Source organism: Ancylobacter radicis (assembly GCF_018449475.1).
Taxonomy (GTDB): Bacteria; Pseudomonadota; Alphaproteobacteria; order Rhizobiales; family Xanthobacteraceae; genus Ancylobacter; species Ancylobacter radicis.
Map to the genome: position 1 here is coordinate 16055 of NZ_JAHCQH010000010.1, position 17227 is coordinate 33281.

Sequence of the window (17227 nt, forward strand, 5' to 3'; positions counted from 1 at the left end):
GCGGATATCAGCTCGCGGGCAATGCGGCGGCGGCCCGGCGGGCCACATCCTCACGCCGCGTCTGGAAGGCGGCGGTTTCCTGCCTGATGCTGGTGACCAGCGCCGCCTCGCTGCTGCGCGGCGATCCCCCAATAAAGGGTGGGGCGGGATCATATTCCATGAACAGCTGCGCCCGCTTGGCACGCGCCTCGCCGAACAGTTTGGCCGCCAGCGTCAGCGCGAAGTCGATGCCGGAGGTGACCCCGCCGCCGGTGACCCGGTTGCCATCGACGACGACACGCTCATTCACCGGCTCGACGCCGAAATGCCGGAGCTGGCTGAGCGACAGCCAATGGCAGGTTGCCCGATGTCCGGTGAGCAGACCGGCGGCGGCCAGCACGAGAGAACCCGTGCAGACCGAAGTGACATAGGTGGCGCCCTTGGCCTGTGCGCGCAGGAATTCCAGCACCGGCGCATCGTCCATCAGCGCGATCTGGCCGGGCCCGCCAGGCACAAACAGGATGTCGGCCGGTGGGCATGCCTCCAGCGTGGTGGTCGGCAGCAGGCGCAGGCCGCTGATATCGGCCACCGGCTCAAGCGTCTTCCACGCCAGATGCAGCGTCAGTTCGGGGAAGCGCGAGAACACCTCGAACGGCCCGGTAAGGTCGAGCTGGGTCATGTCCGGGTACATCAGCATCACGACGTTCATCGGCATCCCCGCTCCGTTGGCTAAATAAGTCTATACATAATGAGCGCGGAAGCGCCATGCCCGGCTCGGGGCCGGGCATGGGATTTTCCTTGGCTCACTCCGCCGCGCGATAGATCTGCCCGCCGCCGGCGCGGAAGCGTTCGGCCATCTGGTCCATGCCCTGCTGCTGCGCGATTTCCGCCTGTCGGGCGATGTCGGCCTGCCGGGCAGCTTCGCGCATATCGGCGCTGATCTCCTGGCTGATCTTCATCGAGCAGAATTTCGGCCCGCACATCGAGCAGAAATGCGCGACCTTGTGCGCCTCCTTGGGCAGGGTCTCGTCATGGAAGGCTGTGGCCGTTTCCGGGTCGAGGGCGAGGTTGAACTGGTCCTGCCAGCGGAACTCGAAGCGCGCGCGGGACAGCGCGTCGTCCCAGGCGCGGGCGAGGGGATGGCCCTTGGCGAGGTCGGCGGCGTGGGCGGCGATCTTGTAGGTGATCACCCCGGTCTTCACGTCGTCGCGGTTGGGCAGGCCGAGATGCTCCTTCGGCGTGACGTAGCAGAGCATGGCGGTGCCGAACCAGCCGATCATCGCCGCGCCGATGCCGGAGGTGATGTGGTCATAGCCCGGCGCGATGTCGGTGGTCAGCGGCCCGAGCGTGTAGAACGGCGCCTCGCCGCAGATGGCCAATTGCTTGTCCATGTTGGCCTTGATCTTGTGCATCGGCACATGGCCGGGGCCTTCGATGATGACCTGGCAATCATGCTGCCAGGCGATCCTGGTCAGTTCACCCAGCGTCTCCAGCTCGGCGAATTGCGCGGCGTCATTGGCGTCGGCGATCGAGCCGGGACGCAGCCCGTCGCCCAGCGAGAAGGTGACGTCATATTCGCGCATGATCGCGCAGATGTCCTCGAAGCGTTCATAGAGGAAGCTCTCGCGGTGATGGGCGAGGCACCACTTCGCCATGATCGAGCCGCCGCGCGAGACGATGCCGGTGACACGGTTGGCGGTGAGCGGCACATGGGCGAGGCGCACGCCGGCATGGATGGTGAAATAGTCCACGCCCTGCTCGGCCTGCTCGATCAGCGTGTCGCGGAACACCTCCCATGTCAGGTCTTCGGCAATGCCGCCGACCTTTTCCAGCGCCTGATAGATCGGCACCGTGCCGATCGGCACCGGCGAATTGCGCACGATCCAGTCGCGGATATTGTGGATGTTGCGGCCGGTGGAGAGGTCCATCACCGTGTCGGCACCCCAGCGGATCGCCCACACCATCTTGTCGACCTCGTCCGCCACCGAGGAGGTAACGGCGGAATTGCCGATATTGGCGTTGATCTTGACCAGAAAGTTGCGGCCGATCGCCATCGGCTCCAGCTCGCCATGGTTGATGTTGGCGGGGATGACGGCGCGCCCGCGCGCCACCTCGTCGCGCACGAATTCCGGGGTGACGATATCCGGGATCGAGGCGCCGAAATCCTCGCCGTCGCGGATCAGCGCGCCCATGCGCTCGCGCAGGCCGTTCTCGCGAATGGCGACATATTCCATCTCGGGGGTGATGATGCCGGCCCGCGCATAGGCCATCTGCGTGACCGCCCGCCCGGCCTTGGCCCGCAGCGGGCGGTGGCGGACGGGGAAGGGCGTCACGAGGCTGGCGGGCGAGACGTAGCCATTATCCTCCGGCTTCACCGCGCGGCCGGCATAGTCCTCGACATCGCGGCGGGCGCGGACCCAGGCCTCGCGCGGGCGGGCGAGCCCGGCCTTGATGTCGATGCTGGCGGCCGCGTCGGTATAGGGGCCGGAAGCGTCATAGACGGCCAGATTCGGCTCATTGGCGCTGGGGTGGAGAAGGATTTCCCGGAAGGGTACGCGCAGGCCGTGTGCGGGACATTCGGCATAGACGCGCCGCGAACCGGGAATCGGCCCGGTGGCGACGCCCGCCGCGAAACCGGCGGGGGAGGTGGGACCGGCGTTTCCGGTGGGGTTTTTGTTGAGCATTGTGGATCTCCTGAACCATGGGTTGGGAGATCCGGGGCTTTGACGTTGGGGAAGGATGGCGGGGCCTGATCACAGGCGGAGCGCCATTCGGTTCCGATCCCTTCGCCGGCATGACCCGGATCAGGTTCGAAGGGTCATCGCGTTGCCGGGCAGAACCCGGCCGGCGCTCTCTCAGCCCCCTAGCGGGGCTCCCCTTGGAACGGAGCCATGCTCGACCAAAGTCGCGGGCTCCGTCAACCCGCCCGACGCGCTTTCCCCATCGGTAGGCTGGCGCGCCGCATTTCCTGTAAACTGCGATTCGCGCGCAAACACCTTCGCCCGCGAACGGGGATGCCCATGCCGAGCCTGAAATCCACGCGGCGTTCGACCATCCGTGCCGCCACTCTTTCCGGGCCGCTGGTCGCCCTGTCGCTGCTCGCGGGCGTGACCGGTGCGGCCGCGCAGGGCGCCGCGCCGGGCGCCGCGCCGGGCGCCGTCTGCGGCAATTCCGGGGCCGGCTTCAATGAGTGGCTGGACGGCTTCAAGCGGCAGGCGGTAGCGCAGGGCGTCTCGCCGCGCACCGTGGCGGCGGCGCTCAACGGCGTGACCTATGACGCGCAGGTGGTCGGCACGGATCGCGGCCAGAAGGTGTTCGGCCAGAGTTTCTTCGAATTCTCCGACCGGATGGTCGCCAATTACCGCATCCAGCAGGGCCGTCAGCTGCTCCAGAAAAATCAGGGCCTGTTCGACCGGATCGAGCAGCAATTCGGCGTGCCCGGCGCGGTGCTGGTCGCGTTCTGGGGGCTGGAGACCGATTTCGGCGCCTTCATGGGCGACAAGAACACCATCCGCTCGGTCGCCAGCCTCGCCTGGGACTGCCGGCGGGCGGAGATGTTCCGCACCCAGCTAATGGCGGCGCTGAAGATCATCGACCGGGGCGATCTCACCCCGCAGACCATGCGCGGGCCCTGGGCGGGCGAACTCGGCCAGTTCCAGTTCCTGCCCGACCATTATCTCAATTACGGCGTCGATTTCGACGGCGACGGCCATATCGACCTGCTGCGCTCGGCGCCCGACGCGCTGGCCTCGGCGGCCAATTACATCAAGGCGCTCGGCTGGCAGCGCGGCCAGCCCTGGCTGGAGGAGGTGCGCCTGCCCGCCAACCTGCCCTGGGATCAGGCGGACCTGTCGATCAAGCTGCCACGCGCGCAATGGGCGCGCTTCGGCGTGGTGCGGGCCGGCGGCCAGCCGCTGCCGGCCGACAACCTGCCCGCCTCGGTGCTGCTGCCGATGGGCCGCACCGGCCCGGCCTTCCTCGTCTATCCGAACTTTGACATCTTCACCGAGTGGAACAACTCGCTGGTCTACGCCACCTCGGCGGCCTATCTCGCCGCGCGCGTGGCCGGCGCGCCGGCCTATAATCGCGGGGCGGGCAAGGCGATCCCGGTGCTGGGACAGGCGCAGGTGATGGAATTGCAGCGCCTGCTCAATGCGCGCGGCCACCATGTCGGCCGGATCGACGGCATCACCGGCGCGGCGACGCGGCAGGCGGTGAAGGTCGAGCAGATGCGGCTCGGCCTGCCCGCCGATTCCTACCCGACGCCCGAGCTGCTGGCGGCGCTGCGCGCGGGACGGTGAGCTTTTGGCCGCAGCGCCGTCATGGAACGCAGACCGTCATCCCCGGGACAAGCCCGGGGATGACCTTGTTCCGAGAGATGACGGTCCGACGGAACGGTTGAGCGCCCCAAGCCTCACAGCACGGGGATGCCCTGCTGCTTGGCCTTCTCGTCCGGTTCGACATGGATGTTGACCAGCACGTCCGCGACCTCGGCCTCCAGCGCGTCCTCGATGCGGTCGCAGATGGCGTGCGCCTCGCAGACCGGCATGTCACCGGGCACCACGAGGTGGAAATCGACGAAGATCATGCGGCCGGCCTGCCGGGTGCGCAGGTCATGCGCCTCGAGGGCGCCGGTCGCCTGCGCGGCGATCACCTGGCGGATCTTGGTCAGGGTCTCGCCCGGCACGGCCTGATCCATCAGCCCGCCGACGCTCTCCTTCAGCACCTTCCAGCCCGACCAGAGAATGTTCAGCGCCACCAGCCCGGCGAGCACCAGATCGAGCCGCTCCCAGCCGCTCAGCGCGGCGACGACGACGCCGATCAGCACGCCGGCGGAGGAGATGACATCGGTGAGCAGATGCTGGCCGTCGGCGATCAGCGCCGGCGAGCGGGCGCGTCGGCCGGTGCGCAGCAGCACGGCGCACCAGATGGCGTTGATGACGCCGGCCGCCGCGTTCACCGCAAGGCCCATCGGCGCGGCGTCGAAGGCGTGCGGTTCGAGCCAGCCGAGATAGACCTCGCGGAAGATCGAGATCGCCGCCACCACGATCAGCACGCCGACGATGACGGCGGAGAAATACTCGGCCTTGGCATAGCCATAGGGATGGGCGGCATCCGCCGGCTTGGCGCTGACGCCGAGCGCCACCAGCGCGGCGATCGAGGTGGCGACGTTGACGATGCTTTCCAGCGCGTCCGAATAGAGCGCGACGCTGCCCGTCAAAAGGAAGGCGGCGTATTTCAGGGCCAGCACGAGAATGCTGATCCCGACATTGAACATCGCTATCCGCGAGGAATGTGCCATGCGCCGCTGGTCCCTGCTGGGTCTGCCCGGCGCCGGGCGCCCTTGGCGATGCGCTTAGTCCCCTAGGGGCGAAAAATCAACAGTGCCAATGGTTTGCAAGTCGTTCGCAGAAGCGGTTGCAGCGGCGGTGCCGTGGCCCTCAGGCGTTGGCCGGGCGCGGCATGATGGCGCCGCGATGGCGGATCACGCGGCCCGCCAGGGCATGGCCGGCTTCCGCCGCCGCCACCGGCGTCGCACCGTTGAGGCGGGCGGCGAGATAGGCGGCGTTGAAACTGTCGCCGGCGGCCGTGGTATCCACAGGATCGACCGGGGCGGGGATCGGGACGAAATGCGAGGACCCGCCGGCGAACACCAGCGCGCCCTCCGCGCCGTTCTTCACCACGACCTCCGGCACGCCGAAGGTGGCGAGGCGCTCGGCGGTGGCGGCGGGCGAGCCGTCGCCCCACAGCATCACCTCATCCTCGAAGGTCGGCAGGGCGATGGAGCTGCGCTTCAGCGCCTGGGCATAGACGGCGCGGGCGCGGGCAATGTCGCCGCCCCAGGCGCGCGGGCGGAAATTGGTGTCGAAGACGATGCGGGTGCCGCGCTCCCTGGCAAATTCCAGCGTCGCCAGCAGCCGGCCGAGGCCGTTATTGGAATAGAGCGAGAGGGTGATGCCCGAGAGATAGATGACATTCGCCTCGATCAGCGCCTCGGCCACCGTTTCCCAGCCCGGCAGCTCGAACAGGTCGCGCGCGGGTGAGTTGTCGCGCCAATAGGTGAAGGTGCGCTCGCCGCGCGCATCGGTGTCGATGACGTAGAGGCCGACGGTGCGGCCGGGCACGCGCATCATCAGCCGGGTGGAGATGTTCTCCGCCTCGGCGGCGGCGCGGATCGCCTCCGAATAGGCCTCGTCCCCCAGAGCGGTGGCATAGCCGGTCGATATGCCGGCGCGGGCGAGATAGACCGCCGTGTTGAAGGTGTCCCCGCCATAGGCGGCTGCGAAGCGGCCATCCGCGCCACGCGCGAATTCGGCCATCACCTCGCCGATGGAAATGACCTGCGGCGAACCAGTCTGGGCCATGGCGCCCTCCCCGATGCTTGTGCGATTCGCCGCGCAGGGTCACCTCAATCGGTTGCAAGGGCAAGGTCGGGCTCCGGCGCGGTGGCGCCGGAACCCGAAGGGCGGGGTGTCAGAACTGCACGCCGCGGGTCAGCGCGCCGTCGATGACGAGATTGGTGCCATAGACGAAACCTGCCGCCGGGCTGGCGAGGAAGACCACGCCATTGGCGATTTCCTGCGGCGTGGCCATGCGCCCGGTCGGGTTCAGCGCCAGCGCCTCGGCATAGAGGGTGGGGTTGCCGTTCTCGATCATCTCCCACACGCCGCCCTTGAAATAGGTGTTGCCGGGGGAGACCGTGTTGGCGCGGATTTTCTTCGGCGCGAGCTGGTAGGCGAGGCCCTGCGTGTAGTGGATCAGCGCGGCCTTGAAGGTGCCATAGGGGCCGGCGGCGAAGTCGATCTCGCGGCCGGAGACCGAGGAAATGGCGACGATCGAGGCGGCCGTGCTCTTTTCCAGCCAGGGCAGGGCGGCGTTGACGAGGCGCACCGTGCCCATGAGGTCGGTGTCGAAGCCCTTCTTCCAGCTTTCCTCGTCATTGCCGATGGCAAGGGCACTGACATTGGCGATGACGATGTCGAGCCCGCCGAGCTTTTCCGCCGCCGCCACGGTGAAGGCGGCGAGACCGGCCGCGTCGGACACGTCGACGCCGGCGCCATAGGTGGCGACGCCCTTTTCGGCGAGGCGGGCGGCGGTCGCTTCCGCCTCCGCTGCGTTGCGGCTGCACAGCGCGACCGCGCAGCCTTCGCTGGCCAGCGTCTCGGCAATGGCAAGGCCGATGCCTTTGGTGCCGCCGGTCACGACGGCGCGCAGGCCCTTCAGTCCGAGGTCCATGATCTTCTCCTAAAACCCTCTGCCCTCGCGCGGCACAGAAGAGTGCCCGGCCACGGGATAGTGTCCGGCGCGGTGGCGCGCCCATGCAAAAGACGTGCAGGCGGGTCGTCAAGGGCGCGGGCAGGGCAGGCGAGGCGCCTTCCCCTCACGGCTGCGTGGGCGGAATCCCGATGATGCGCACGGGCCCGGCGGGAGGCGCGGCGTCCGCCGGCGGCTCGGGGGCGGGCGGCGCCATGATGGAGGGCACGGCGGCGGCGGGAGTGGGCGGCGCCGGTTCGGGCGGCGTGGCGGTGACGGGCGCGGGCGGCGGCACGAAGGCGGGCAGGCCGTAGCGCGTTTCCAGATTGGCGGCGCGTATATCGTTGAGCGTGGCGAGGCAGGTGAGGCGCTGCTCGATCACGCCGATGCCGCCCAGCCGGCCGCCAATGGTCTTCTCGCCGGCCGCGCCTTCATAGGGGGCGATGCTCTGGCACTCGAAATTGCGCCAGTGAACGAATCGCTCCTGCGATTCAGTGAACAGGTTGGTCCAGCGGGCGCGCTGCGCGGGCTGGAGATCCTGACGGGCGGCGATGGCGGCGCGGGTGCGGTCGATCGCGGCGGTGAGGCGCGCCTCGCTGCGATTTTGCACGCCGCTCAGGCAGTCGAGATAGGCGCGGGGCGGGCCCTCACCGCGCGTGCAGGCGGTGGGCTCGGCCTCCTGCGCGCGCGCCGGCAGGGCGGCGAGAGCGGCGAGGATGAGGAGCGCGCCCCTCATGCCGCGCGGGCTTTCGCCAGGAACTGGCCCATCCGGTCCAGCGCGCGGGCGATGTTCTCTGCCGAATTGGCGTAGGACAGGCGGATGTAACCCTCGCCATGGACACCGAAATCCGGTCCGCCAATGGTGGCGACGCCCGCCTCGTCGAGCAGGGCGGCGGCCAGCTTCTTGGCGGAGGACCAGCCCGTGCCGGAGACGTTCGGGAAGGCGTAGAAGGCGCCCTTGGGCGTGGCGCAGGAGATGCCGGGCAGGGCATTCAGCCCTTCCACCACCAGGTGGCGGCGGCGGTCGAACTCGGCCAGCATGGCGCTGACGCAATCCTGCGGGCCGGTGAGCGCGGCGAGCGCGGCGAACTGGGCGGGGGCGTTGACGCAGGACCAGGCGTTGACGGCGAGCTTGCGCATGGGCTCGAACAGCCCTTCCGGCCAATAGGACCAGCCGAGCCGCCAGCCGGTCATGGCATAGGTCTTGGACCAGCCATTGAGCAGGATCAAACGGTTACGGATCTGCGGATAGGCGAGCAGGGTGGTGTGCGCCTGCCCGTCGAACAGGAACTGGTCGTAGATCTCATCCGACAGGATGGCGACATGGGGGTGCTGTTCCAGCCCCGCCACCAGCCTGTCGATCTCCGCTTTCGGGGTGACGCCGCCGGTCGGGTTGGCGGGGGAGTTGAGGATGATGAGGCGCGTAGTCGGGGTAATCAGACCGAGCGTTTCCTCCGCCGAGAAGGCGAAACCGTTCGCCTCGCGGATCGGCACCGGCACGGGGGTGGCGCCGGTGAATTCGATCATCGAGCGGTAGATCGGAAAGCCGGGGTCGGGATAGAGGATCTGCGCGCCCGGCTCGCCCAGCATGAGGATGGCGGCGAACATCGTCACCTTGCCGCCCGGCACGATGACGACGCGGCCGGGGTCGATCTCCTCGTTGAAGCGGCGATGAATGTCGGCGGCGACCGCCTCGCGCAGCGGGGCGATGCCGGTGGAGGGGGTGTAGCCGTGATGGCCGTCGCGCAGCGCCTGCACCGCCGCCTCGACGATGTGGCCGGGCGTGGCGAAATCCGGCTGGCCGATGCCGAGATTGATGATGTCGCGCCCCTGTGCCGCCAGCGCGTTGGCGCGGGCGAGCACGGCGAAGGCGTTTTCCTCGCCGATGCGCGAAAAAGCGGCGACGGCGTGGGGGGTGAGGCGTTCAGCGGGCGTCATCCTCGTCCTCTGCTACTTTTGTCGAAGCCGGCGCGCTGCCGCGAAGGCAGAAAATCGCTTGTGGTTTTTGCCAAGCTGTCACACGGACTGGGGGCACGTTCAAGTGTTGCGCGCCCTTGCCACCGGGCAGGCCACGCGCGGGGGAAGGGACGATTCATGCCGGCAGACGCGCTTATTCCTCTCGGTGAGGTGGTCGACACGACGCCGGCCCAGCGCCCCGCCCGCACGGTTCTTCATGGCGTTCATGTCGATCTGGTGCCGTTCGACGCGGACATCCATGGCGCCGTGCTTTTCCCGGCCACGCATGGGCCGGGATCGGAGGCGATCTGGGCCTATCTGCCCAATGGCCCCTATGCGGACCAAGCGGCGTTCGACGCCTATTACCGGCCGGCGGCGCTGCGCGACGATCCGCTGATGTTCGCGATCATCGACAAGGCGAGCGGCGTCGCGGTCGGCCACGCGACCTATCTGCGGATCGACCCGGTGAACCGCTCGATCGAGGTCGGCCACATCCTCTTCACGCCGGCGCTGATGCGCACGGCCGGCGGCACCGAGGCGATGTATCTGATGGCCCGCCACGTCTTCGAGACGCTGGGCTATCGGCGTTATGAGTGGAAATGCAACGCGCTCAACGCCCCCTCGCGGCGGGCGGCGACGCGCTACGGCTTCCGCTTCGAGGGAATTTTCCGCCACCACATGATCGTCAAGGGCCGCAACCGCGACACGGCGTGGTTCTCCCTTCTCGGAGAGGAATGGCCGCAGCGGGCGGTGGCGTTCGAGAGCTGGCTGGCGCCGGATAATTTCGACGCCTCCGGCGCGCAGCGCGTCTCGCTCTCGGTGTTCAACGCCGACACGATGGAGGTGGAGGGCCGCCGGCTGCGCCGGGCCAGCCTCGACGACCTTGCCGGCATCGAGGTGGTGCAGCAGGGCGCCTATGCGCGCAACCGCATCATTCTTGGCGTCGAGCCGGTGCCGCTGCTGTGGGATTATCGCGCGGTGATGCGCAGCCGCGAGGTCTGGGTGGTGGACGGCGCCGCCGGCCTCGACGGCGTTCTGGTGCTGCAGGCGCGGGACGACGATCTGCTGATCGACAGCCTCGCCACCGCGCCGATGGCGCAGGGCAGCGGGCTCGGCAATGTGCTGCTCGCCGCCGGCGAGGCGCGGGCCCGTGCGCTCGGCCGCACCACGGCGCGGCTCTACACCGGCGAGCCGCTCTCGGCCAATATCCAGTGGTACCGCCGCAAGGGCTATATGATCGAGCGGGTGGAGCAGATGCCCGACCGCCGGCTGGTACATATGGCGAAGGCGCTGGGCTGACCGGTGCCACGGCCCGGCGCGTGCGGCGCGGCGGGACGGGTGGTGATGCGGGCTTTTCTTGCGTGCGGGCGCGGATCGCTTACATTCGGGGCAGCCTCAGGACTGGACTCGATCATGACTTACGTGGAAGCCGCCGGCGCGCCGCTGCGCAAGACCGGCCATATCAAGCTGCACGGGCCGGAAGGCTTCGCCGGCATGCGCAAGGCCGGACGGCTGGCCGCCGAGGCGCTCGATCTGGTGCACGAAATGGTGCGGCCGGGGATTTCGACCGAGGCGATCGACGACGCCGTGTTCGAATTCGCCATGGATCACGGCGCGCTGCCGGCGACGCTTATGTATCGCGGCTACCGCAAATCCACCTGCACCTCGATCAACCACGTGGTCTGCCACGGCATTCCCAATGACAAGCCGCTGCGCGAGGGCGACATCGTCAATGTCGACGTGACGCTGATCGTCGATGGCTGGTACGGCGATACGAGCCGCATGTTCCCGGTGGGGGAAATCCCGCGCCGGGCCGAGCGGCTGCTCGACGTGACCTATGAATCGCTGATGCGCGGCATCGCCGAGGTGCGGCCGGGCAATCATGTCGGCGATATCGGCGCGGCGATCCAGGATTTCGTCGAGCCGCTGCATATGAGCGTGGTGCGCGATTTCTGCGGCCATGGCGTCGGCCAGCTGTTCCATGACGAGCCGAACATCGTCCATGTCGGCCGGCGCGGCGACGGGGCGGAACTGCTGCCGGGCATGATCTTCACCATCGAGCCGATGATCAATCTCGGCCGGCCGCATGTGAAGGTGCTGTCCGACGGCTGGACCGCGGTGACGCGCGACCGCTCGCTCTCCGCCCAGTTCGAGCATGCGGTGGGGGTGACGGAAACCGGGTGCGAGATCTTCACGCTCTCGCCCAAGGGCTATCACAAGCCGATCTTCGGCGACGGCTGAGGCACAGCGGAGCCCGCATGGCGAAGAGGCCGGAGGAGGCAGCTTTCACGGCTCCGGCCGTCGACGGCTTTCCGCATCCCGAGCTGCGGCAGGGTGCGCTTCAGGAGCCGGGGCTTCAGGATTCCGGGCTTCAGGACTCCGGGCTTCAGGATTCCGGGCTTCAGGATTCCGGGCTTAAGGACTCTGGGCTTAAGGACTCCGGGCTTGAGGAGGCCGCGCCGCATTTCGTCGGCCATCGCGAAAGGCTGCGCGAGCGTTTCCGTCAGGCGGGGCCCGAGGCGCTGGCCGATTACGAATTGCTGGAACTGGTGCTGTTCCGTGCCGTGCCGCGCGCCGACGTCAAGCCGCTTGCCAAGAAGCTGATCGAACGCTTCGGCTCCTTCGCCGAGGTGATCGCGGCCTCGCCCGAGCGGCTGCGCGAGGTGAAGGGCGTGGGCGAGGCCATCATCACCGAGTTCAAGGTGGTCGGCGCCGCTGTCGAGCGGGTAACGCGCGAGGCGGTGCGGGCGCGCCCGGTGCTCTCCTCCTGGAGCGCGGTGCTGGCCCATTGCCGGGCCTCCATGGCCTTTGCCGACAAGGAGCAGTTCCGCATCCTGTTTCTCGACAAGCGCAACCAGCTCATTCTCGACGAGGTGCAGCAGCGCGGCACGGTGGACCACACGCCGGTCTATCCGCGCGAGGTGGTGAAGCGCGCGCTGGAGCTCGCCGCCAGCGCGGTGATCCTCGTGCACAACCATCCGAGCGGCGACCCCACCCCCTCCAGCGCCGACATCCAGATGACCAAGACCATCATCGATGTGGCCAAGCCCCTCGGCATCGAGGTGCATGACCACATCATTGTCGGCAAGGACGGCCATGCCAGCCTGCGCGGGCTGCGGCTGATCTGAACCGTCTGTCAGTCTCAGGCCGGCACGCTCTCCCAGGCCGGGAACGGGTCCGGCAGATGGCGGTAGGGCACGGGATCGAACAGGTTCGGCTTGAGCGGGCCGACCAGGCATTCATCGAGTGCCGCGCGGATCGCCGCCTCGTCGAGATTGACGCCGATGAACACCAGTTCCTGCCGCCGGTCGCCATAGCCGGGCGTCCAGTGCGCGCGCAGCCATGAGCGCCAGTCGGGCTGCGTCGGCCAATGCTCGGTCGGGATCGCCGCCCACCACTGGCCGATCGAGCCGGTGCGGCAGATGGCGCCGGCCAGCGACATTTCCCCGACGCGGCGCGGGCGGGTGGCGAGCCAGAACAGGCCCTTGGCGCGCACCAGCCCCGGCCAGGTCTGCGCCAGGAAGGCGTTGAACTTCTCGGGATGGAAGGGACGGCGGGCGCGGTAGACGAAGCTGGAGACGCCGTATTCCTCGGTCTCCGGCACATGGTCCTTGAAGCCGTTCAACTCCTTGAACCAGGTGGGGTGCTGGTGCGCGGCCTCGAAATCGAAGCGCCCGGTGCCGAGTATGTCCTTCAGCGGGACATGGGCGTGGTCGGCCTCAATGATCAGGGCGTCCGGGTTCAGCGCCTTCACCACGCCGCGCACCTCATGACGGCGGGCCGGGGCGACGTCGGAGACCTTGTTGAGCACGATGACATCGGCGAACTCGATCTGGTCGGTGAGCAGATCGACCAGCGTGCGCTCATCCTCCTCGCCCGCCGTCTCGCCGCGGTCGCGCAGAAAGTCGCGCGAGCCGAAATCCTTGAGTAGGTTGGCCGCGTCGACCACCGTGACCATGGTGTCGAGCCGGGCGATATCGGAGAGCGAGAAACCGTCCTCGTCGCGGAATTCGAAGGTGGCGGCGACCGGGAGCGGCTCGGCGACGCCGGTCGATTCGATCAGCAGATAATCGAAGCGTCCCTCGCCGGCGAGCCGGCGCACCTCGGCCAGAAGGTCGTCGCGCAGGGTGCAGCAGATGCAGCCATTGGTCATTTCGACCAGCTTTTCCTCGGTGTGCGACAGGTTCGCCCCGCCCGCCCGCACCAGCTCGGCGTCGATGTTCACCTCCGACATGTCGTTGACGATGACCGCGACCCGCAGCCCCTCGCGATTGGCCAGCACATGGTTGAGCAGGGTGGTCTTGCCCGCGCCGAGAAAGCCGGAAAGCACCGTTACCGGAAGGCGTTGGTCGGACATCAATGCGCGCTCCAATTGAATATTGATACAATGTATCATTTCTCATGGATCGACCCGATGGACAAGCCCCGTCGAGGTGGCGCGGACCGCAAAAGCAAACGGCGCCGTCACCGGCGCCGCTGCAACTCATTGAGATGATGGAGAAATCAGGCGACGCGCACAATGCCCGGCGGCTGCCAGGTGCCCTTGCCGGCCGGCAGGATGGAGGGCGTGCCGGTCTTCGGCCAGTAGAGCCGCATGACCAGATAGATCGGCCCGTCCGGCGCCGGGAGCCAGTTCGATTCCTTGTCCGCGCCGGGGGTATCCTTCTGGATGTAGAGCGTCACCGAGCCGTCCGGGTTGGTCTTGAGCGTGGGCAGCATGGGCGAGTTGATGAGGTAGCGGTCGATCGGGTTCTTCACCAGCAGCTGCGTCGTGCCGTCATACATCGTTACCGACCAGAAGGCGTTTACCGGTGGCAGGGCGTCCTTGGCGAAGGTGAGCGTGTAGCGGTGCTTCGCGCCGTCGAGCGGCTGGCCGTCCTTGTCGGTGCGGGTCGCCGGATAGACCGCCTCGGCCGCGTCATTGCCGTAAATGCCGAGCTTGGCGGCGGCGGCGCGCAGCTTCCAGTCGCCATGGTAGAATTCCGCGTCGCCGAATACCGAGCCGACGCGCCAGCCATTCACATCCGTGCCGATGGCGGCGACCGCTTCCTCGAGCCGCTGCTGGCCTTCCTGCAGGCCGGCGAGGATCTCCGCCTGCTCCTCGACCGGCATCTCATGCACGCGGAAGCTGCGCCCCGGCCCGACGCCGATGCGCTTCAGCTGCTCGCGGATCCAGCGTTCCTCGGGCCGGGGAGGGGCGGCCCGCAGGGCGAAGTCGAGATAGGCGAAGAATTCCTTGTCGAACCGCTCTTTCGAGAAGGCCGGGTAGCGGAAATGCTCCGCGGGCTTGGGCTCGCCCGTGCCGAGGAAGGTGCTGAGCGGGCGCGCCTGATAGCCGGCCTGCACCGTCTTCACCTTGTCGAGGTCGGCCGCGTCAAACAGCTGGGTGCGGAAGATCACCAGCGAGAAGAAGGTCGAGGAGCGGAACACGCGGTCAATGCCGGGCGGGGTGGGACCGAACCAGCGCGGGCCGACCACCATGTAATGACCGGCGCCATTACCGGTCGTGCGGCTGCCGGCATAGCCGTAATTATAGGTGTTGCCGTCGACGAACTGCACGCTGACATAACGCGTGGGGTCAACCGCCGGCACGGAGACCACCACCGGCTCGGCCAGCAGATCCAGCCATGCCAGGGAATAGGGCGTGTCGCTGTTCGGCGTGACGATGGAGCTGTCCTGCCAGGTGAACAGCCGCGCCTCATTATGGACGGTGTTGAACGGCGCTTTCCACTGGCCCGATTTCGGATCAAGCACCTGATCGAACATCACCCCGTAATTCATCACCAGAGGCAGGCCGTAAATATAGCCGGCGGCGGCGATCTGCCGGGGGCCGAGCAGGCCGGGCCGTGTGTCCTGCGCGAGCGCGGGGAGGGAGAGCGCCGGCGCAAGCGCGGCGGCGGCGGAAGTGCGAAGCAGGTCGCGACGGGTCAGCACGGGGGTACTCCTTGGCGCCTTGTCGATCGGCGGGGCGTGATCCCTACCGTCCCCAAGATTACGGCGTAACCTTGAAGAAAAGCCTCAAGTATTGGCGTGCCGCGCCCTTGCGCGCCGAAAACATCCTCTGCCGTAGCGGCATTGTCGGTGCTTTCGAACCGGGCTCTGTGCCGCGCGCGGCGGGCGGCACTACCGCCCAGCACGACCGCAAGCTCTCCCGGAAAGCTCTAGGCCCATTGGTCCATGGCCGCTAGGCTGGTCCACCCGTAACGCGGTGCCATGAGGATCATGACCGTCGATATTACCTTGAGCGATGTGGAAGCGGCCGCCGCGCGGATCGCCGGCGCGGTGCCGCAGACGCCTTTCGTGCATTCGCAGACGCTGTCGCGCAAGCTCGGCGCCGAGGTCTGGCTGAAATTCGAAAATCTGCAATTCACCGCCTCCTTCAAGGAGCGCGGCGCGCTGAACAAGCTGCTCTCGCTCACCGATGAGGAGCGCGCGCGGGGCGTGATCGCGGCCTCCGCCGGCAATCACGCGCAGGGGCTCGCCTATCATTCCCGGCGCACCGGCGTCGAGGCGACCATCGTCATGCCGACCCTGACCCCGAACCTCAAGGTGGAGCGCGTGCGCGAGCACGGCGCCCGCGTGGTGTTGCACGGCGCGGGTTTTGCCGAGGCGGCCGCCGAGATGACGCGGCTGGCGCGGGAGGAGGGGCTCACCATCGTCCACCCCTTTGATGATCCGCAGGTGATCGCCGGGCAGGGGACGGCGACGCTGGAAATGCTGCACGCGGTGCCGGAACTCGACACGCTGGCCGTGCCGATCGGCGGCGGCGGGCTGATCGCCGGGGCGACCGTGGTGGCGCGGGCGCTGCGGCCGGATATGCGCATTGTCGGCGTGCAGTCGGAGATCTTTCCCGGCATGGCGCGGGCGGTCGGGTGGTTCGACGGGAACCCGGCGCCCGGCTCCTCGGTGGCGGAGGGCATCGCCGTGCTCGACCCCGGCCAGATCACCCGCGCCATCGTGCGTGCCGGCGTCGACGAGATCGCGGTGGTGGAGGAGGACTGCATCGAGGAAGCCATCGCGCTGTTGCTCGGCATCGAGAAGACGCTGTGCGAGGGCGCCGGCGCGGCCGGCATCGCCGCCATGCTGGCGCGGCCGGAGCTTTTTCGCGGGCGCAAGGTCGGGGTGATCCTGTCCGGCGGCAATATCGACACGCGCGTGCTGGTCGCCGTGCTGCAGCGCCATCTCACGCGGGCCGGGCGGATGGTGCGCATCCGCGCCGAGCTGCCGGACAATCCCGGTGCGCTGGCCCGGCTCACCGCCGTGGTGGCGGCGCAGGGCGGCAATATCTACGAATTGCGCCATGAAAGGCTGGCCGCGACCAGCCGCGCCAAGGAAAGCTCGGTCTCGCTCGATGTCGAACTGCGCGATCCCGCCGACCTGCCGGCGCTGATGGAGCGGCTCTCGGCCGAGCAGTTCCGCGTCCGGCGGGACGAGTTCTGAGCGTCCCCGCGGCCCAGCGGGAGCCCCGCGAAGGGCTTTGGCGGGGGCTCCCGGAGAGCCCGGAAAGGGGGGGCTTGGGCCGCCCGATTCCATGACGGTTTCGCGATCCGGGCGGGCTTTGGGGCGCGGGTTTCGGAGCGCCAAAATCTCAAAATCAGCCGCAAACCCTTGTGCTGAAATGGTTTTGATGGTGGTGGCGGGATGGGTTATCCCCAGGGCGAGACGGCGCGGAGCCCTGTCACAAGAATTTCGGAAAATGCCCGTTGACAGTCCGCCGGGCCTCCCCCTATAAAGCGCCCATCGACGCGGCGCCCACCGCTTCCGGCGAGTTTGGCGCTCCTCTGCAGCATCCCAAGGATGATGGCGGTTGGAACGGATGGCGAAAGCCACCCGGCGAAAAGATGTCGACACTTCTAAGGGTGTGAGCCCTTAGATTGAGGGCTTCGGTTCTCTGCTGGCTTTGAGCTGGCGTGCTGTTTGACAAGTTAAGATGAAGAAAGAGAAACGTGGACGGCGGGGTCCTTGCGGATGTCCGATCCTTCGGGGTTGGATGTCGGATGAGACTTCGGCGGTCTTACGTTCTCGGAACCGCGTTACC

General features: G+C 67.9%; 14 protein-coding genes and 1 riboswitch. Of the genes, 5 read left to right on the plus strand and 9 right to left on the minus strand.

What is annotated here, in order from left to right:
• Positions 1 to 7: 7 nt before the first annotated feature.
• Both KIP89_RS01905 and thiC read right to left on the minus strand, forming a co-directional pair.
• Positions 8 to 694, minus strand: coding sequence for a DJ-1/PfpI family protein (locus tag KIP89_RS01905; protein WP_213753729.1), 687 nt, complete (start codon positions 692 to 694; stop codon positions 8 to 10).
• An 88-nt stretch (positions 695 to 782) separates the two neighbouring features.
• Entirely contained in the window at positions 783 to 2663 is a 1881-nt protein-coding gene (gene thiC / locus KIP89_RS01910) for a phosphomethylpyrimidine synthase ThiC (protein WP_250152137.1), read from the minus strand.
• Positions 2664 to 2742: 79 nt separating this feature from the next.
• Positions 2743 to 2868, minus strand: a riboswitch (TPP riboswitch).
• A gap of 131 nt (positions 2869 to 2999) precedes the next feature.
• On the opposite strand from thiC, the gene KIP89_RS01915 reads away from it, so the two are divergent.
• Positions 3000 to 4280, plus strand: a complete 1281-nt coding sequence (locus KIP89_RS01915; protein WP_213753730.1) for a lytic murein transglycosylase — start codon at positions 3000 to 3002, stop codon at positions 4278 to 4280.
• Between the two features lie 113 nt (positions 4281 to 4393).
• Here the strand turns inward: KIP89_RS01915 and KIP89_RS01920 are convergent, their stop codons facing one another.
• The 5 genes from KIP89_RS01920 to KIP89_RS01940 form a co-directional block, all read right to left on the minus strand.
• Positions 4394 to 5281 carry a cation diffusion facilitator family transporter gene (locus KIP89_RS01920; protein ID WP_213753731.1) on the minus strand — a complete coding sequence of 296 codons (888 nt, stop codon included), beginning with the start codon at positions 5279 to 5281 and terminating at the stop codon, positions 4394 to 4396.
• A 139-nt stretch (positions 5282 to 5420) separates the two neighbouring features.
• Positions 5421 to 6344 carry a sugar kinase gene (locus KIP89_RS01925; RefSeq protein WP_213753732.1) on the minus strand — a complete coding sequence of 308 codons (924 nt, stop codon included), beginning with the start codon at positions 6342 to 6344 and terminating at the stop codon, positions 5421 to 5423.
• Between the two features lie 109 nt (positions 6345 to 6453).
• Complete coding sequence (locus KIP89_RS01930) at positions 6454 to 7215, minus strand: SDR family NAD(P)-dependent oxidoreductase (RefSeq protein WP_213753733.1); 762 nt, start codon at positions 7213 to 7215, stop codon at positions 6454 to 6456.
• Positions 7216 to 7360: 145 nt separating this feature from the next.
• Complete coding sequence (locus KIP89_RS01935) at positions 7361 to 7969, minus strand: lysozyme inhibitor LprI family protein (protein ID WP_213753734.1); 609 nt, start codon at positions 7967 to 7969, stop codon at positions 7361 to 7363.
• The gene (locus KIP89_RS01940; RefSeq protein ID WP_213753735.1) at positions 7966 to 9171 is read right to left on the minus strand and encodes a pyridoxal phosphate-dependent aminotransferase; all 1206 of its coding nucleotides are present in this window, start codon (positions 9169 to 9171) and stop codon (positions 7966 to 7968) included. Before KIP89_RS01940 ends, KIP89_RS01935 begins: the two co-directional genes overlap by 4 nt.
• Before the next feature lie 156 nt (positions 9172 to 9327).
• Here KIP89_RS01940 and KIP89_RS01945 point away from each other — a divergent pair, with 156 nt between their 5' ends.
• From KIP89_RS01945 to radC, 3 genes are all read left to right on the plus strand, one after another.
• The gene (locus KIP89_RS01945; RefSeq protein WP_213753736.1) at positions 9328 to 10488 is read left to right on the plus strand and encodes a GNAT family N-acetyltransferase; all 1161 of its coding nucleotides are present in this window, start codon (positions 9328 to 9330) and stop codon (positions 10486 to 10488) included.
• Positions 10489 to 10602: 114 nt separating this feature from the next.
• On the plus strand, positions 10603 to 11430 hold the full coding sequence (gene map / locus KIP89_RS01950; protein WP_213753737.1) for a type I methionyl aminopeptidase: 828 nt from the start codon (positions 10603 to 10605) through the stop codon (positions 11428 to 11430).
• 17 nt (positions 11431 to 11447) lie between these two features.
• Positions 11448 to 12317 (plus strand): RadC family protein, encoded by an 870-nt coding sequence (radC, locus tag KIP89_RS01955; protein ID WP_213753738.1) that lies wholly within the window; start codon positions 11448 to 11450, stop codon positions 12315 to 12317.
• A 14-nt stretch (positions 12318 to 12331) separates the two neighbouring features.
• Here the strand turns inward: radC and zigA are convergent, their stop codons facing one another.
• The gene (gene zigA / locus KIP89_RS01960; RefSeq protein WP_213753739.1) at positions 12332 to 13546 is read right to left on the minus strand and encodes a zinc metallochaperone GTPase ZigA; all 1215 of its coding nucleotides are present in this window, start codon (positions 13544 to 13546) and stop codon (positions 12332 to 12334) included.
• Between the two features lie 146 nt (positions 13547 to 13692).
• Positions 13693 to 15123 carry a DUF1254 domain-containing protein gene (locus KIP89_RS01965; RefSeq protein WP_213753740.1) on the minus strand — a complete coding sequence of 477 codons (1431 nt, stop codon included), beginning with the start codon at positions 15121 to 15123 and terminating at the stop codon, positions 13693 to 13695.
• Between the two features lie 288 nt (positions 15124 to 15411).
• Between KIP89_RS01965 and KIP89_RS01970 the strand changes: the two genes are divergently transcribed.
• Entirely contained in the window at positions 15412 to 16629 is a 1218-nt protein-coding gene (locus tag KIP89_RS01970) for a threonine ammonia-lyase (RefSeq protein WP_250152138.1), read from the plus strand.
• The last annotated feature ends 598 nt before the right edge of the window (positions 16630 to 17227 follow it).

What these genes read in the sequence shown, in the direction of transcription:
- KIP89_RS01905 (WP_213753729.1), bottom strand. Translation starts at nt 694, where the DNA reads ATGCCGATGAACGTCGTGATGCTGATGTACCCGGACATGACCCAGCTC.
- thiC (WP_250152137.1), bottom strand. Translation starts at nt 2,663, where the DNA reads ATGCTCAACAAAAACCCCACCGGAAACGCCGGTCCCACCTCCCCCGCC.
- KIP89_RS01915 (WP_213753730.1), top strand. Translation starts at nt 3,000, where the DNA reads ATGCCGAGCCTGAAATCCACGCGGCGTTCGACCATCCGTGCCGCCACT.
- KIP89_RS01920 (WP_213753731.1), bottom strand. Translation starts at nt 5,281, where the DNA reads ATGGCACATTCCTCGCGGATAGCGATGTTCAATGTCGGGATCAGCATT.
- KIP89_RS01925 (WP_213753732.1), bottom strand. Translation starts at nt 6,344, where the DNA reads ATGGCCCAGACTGGTTCGCCGCAGGTCATTTCCATCGGCGAGGTGATG.
- KIP89_RS01930 (WP_213753733.1), bottom strand. Translation starts at nt 7,215, where the DNA reads ATGGACCTCGGACTGAAGGGCCTGCGCGCCGTCGTGACCGGCGGCACC.
- KIP89_RS01935 (WP_213753734.1), bottom strand. Translation starts at nt 7,969, where the DNA reads ATGAGGGGCGCGCTCCTCATCCTCGCCGCTCTCGCCGCCCTGCCGGCG.
- KIP89_RS01940 (WP_213753735.1), bottom strand. Translation starts at nt 9,171, where the DNA reads ATGACGCCCGCTGAACGCCTCACCCCCCACGCCGTCGCCGCTTTTTCG.
- KIP89_RS01945 (WP_213753736.1), top strand. Translation starts at nt 9,328, where the DNA reads ATGCCGGCAGACGCGCTTATTCCTCTCGGTGAGGTGGTCGACACGACG.
- map (WP_213753737.1), top strand. Translation starts at nt 10,603, where the DNA reads ATGACTTACGTGGAAGCCGCCGGCGCGCCGCTGCGCAAGACCGGCCAT.
- radC (WP_213753738.1), top strand. Translation starts at nt 11,448, where the DNA reads ATGGCGAAGAGGCCGGAGGAGGCAGCTTTCACGGCTCCGGCCGTCGAC.
- zigA (WP_213753739.1), bottom strand. Translation starts at nt 13,546, where the DNA reads ATGTCCGACCAACGCCTTCCGGTAACGGTGCTTTCCGGCTTTCTCGGC.
- KIP89_RS01970 (WP_250152138.1), top strand. Translation starts at nt 15,412, where the DNA reads ATGACCGTCGATATTACCTTGAGCGATGTGGAAGCGGCCGCCGCGCGG.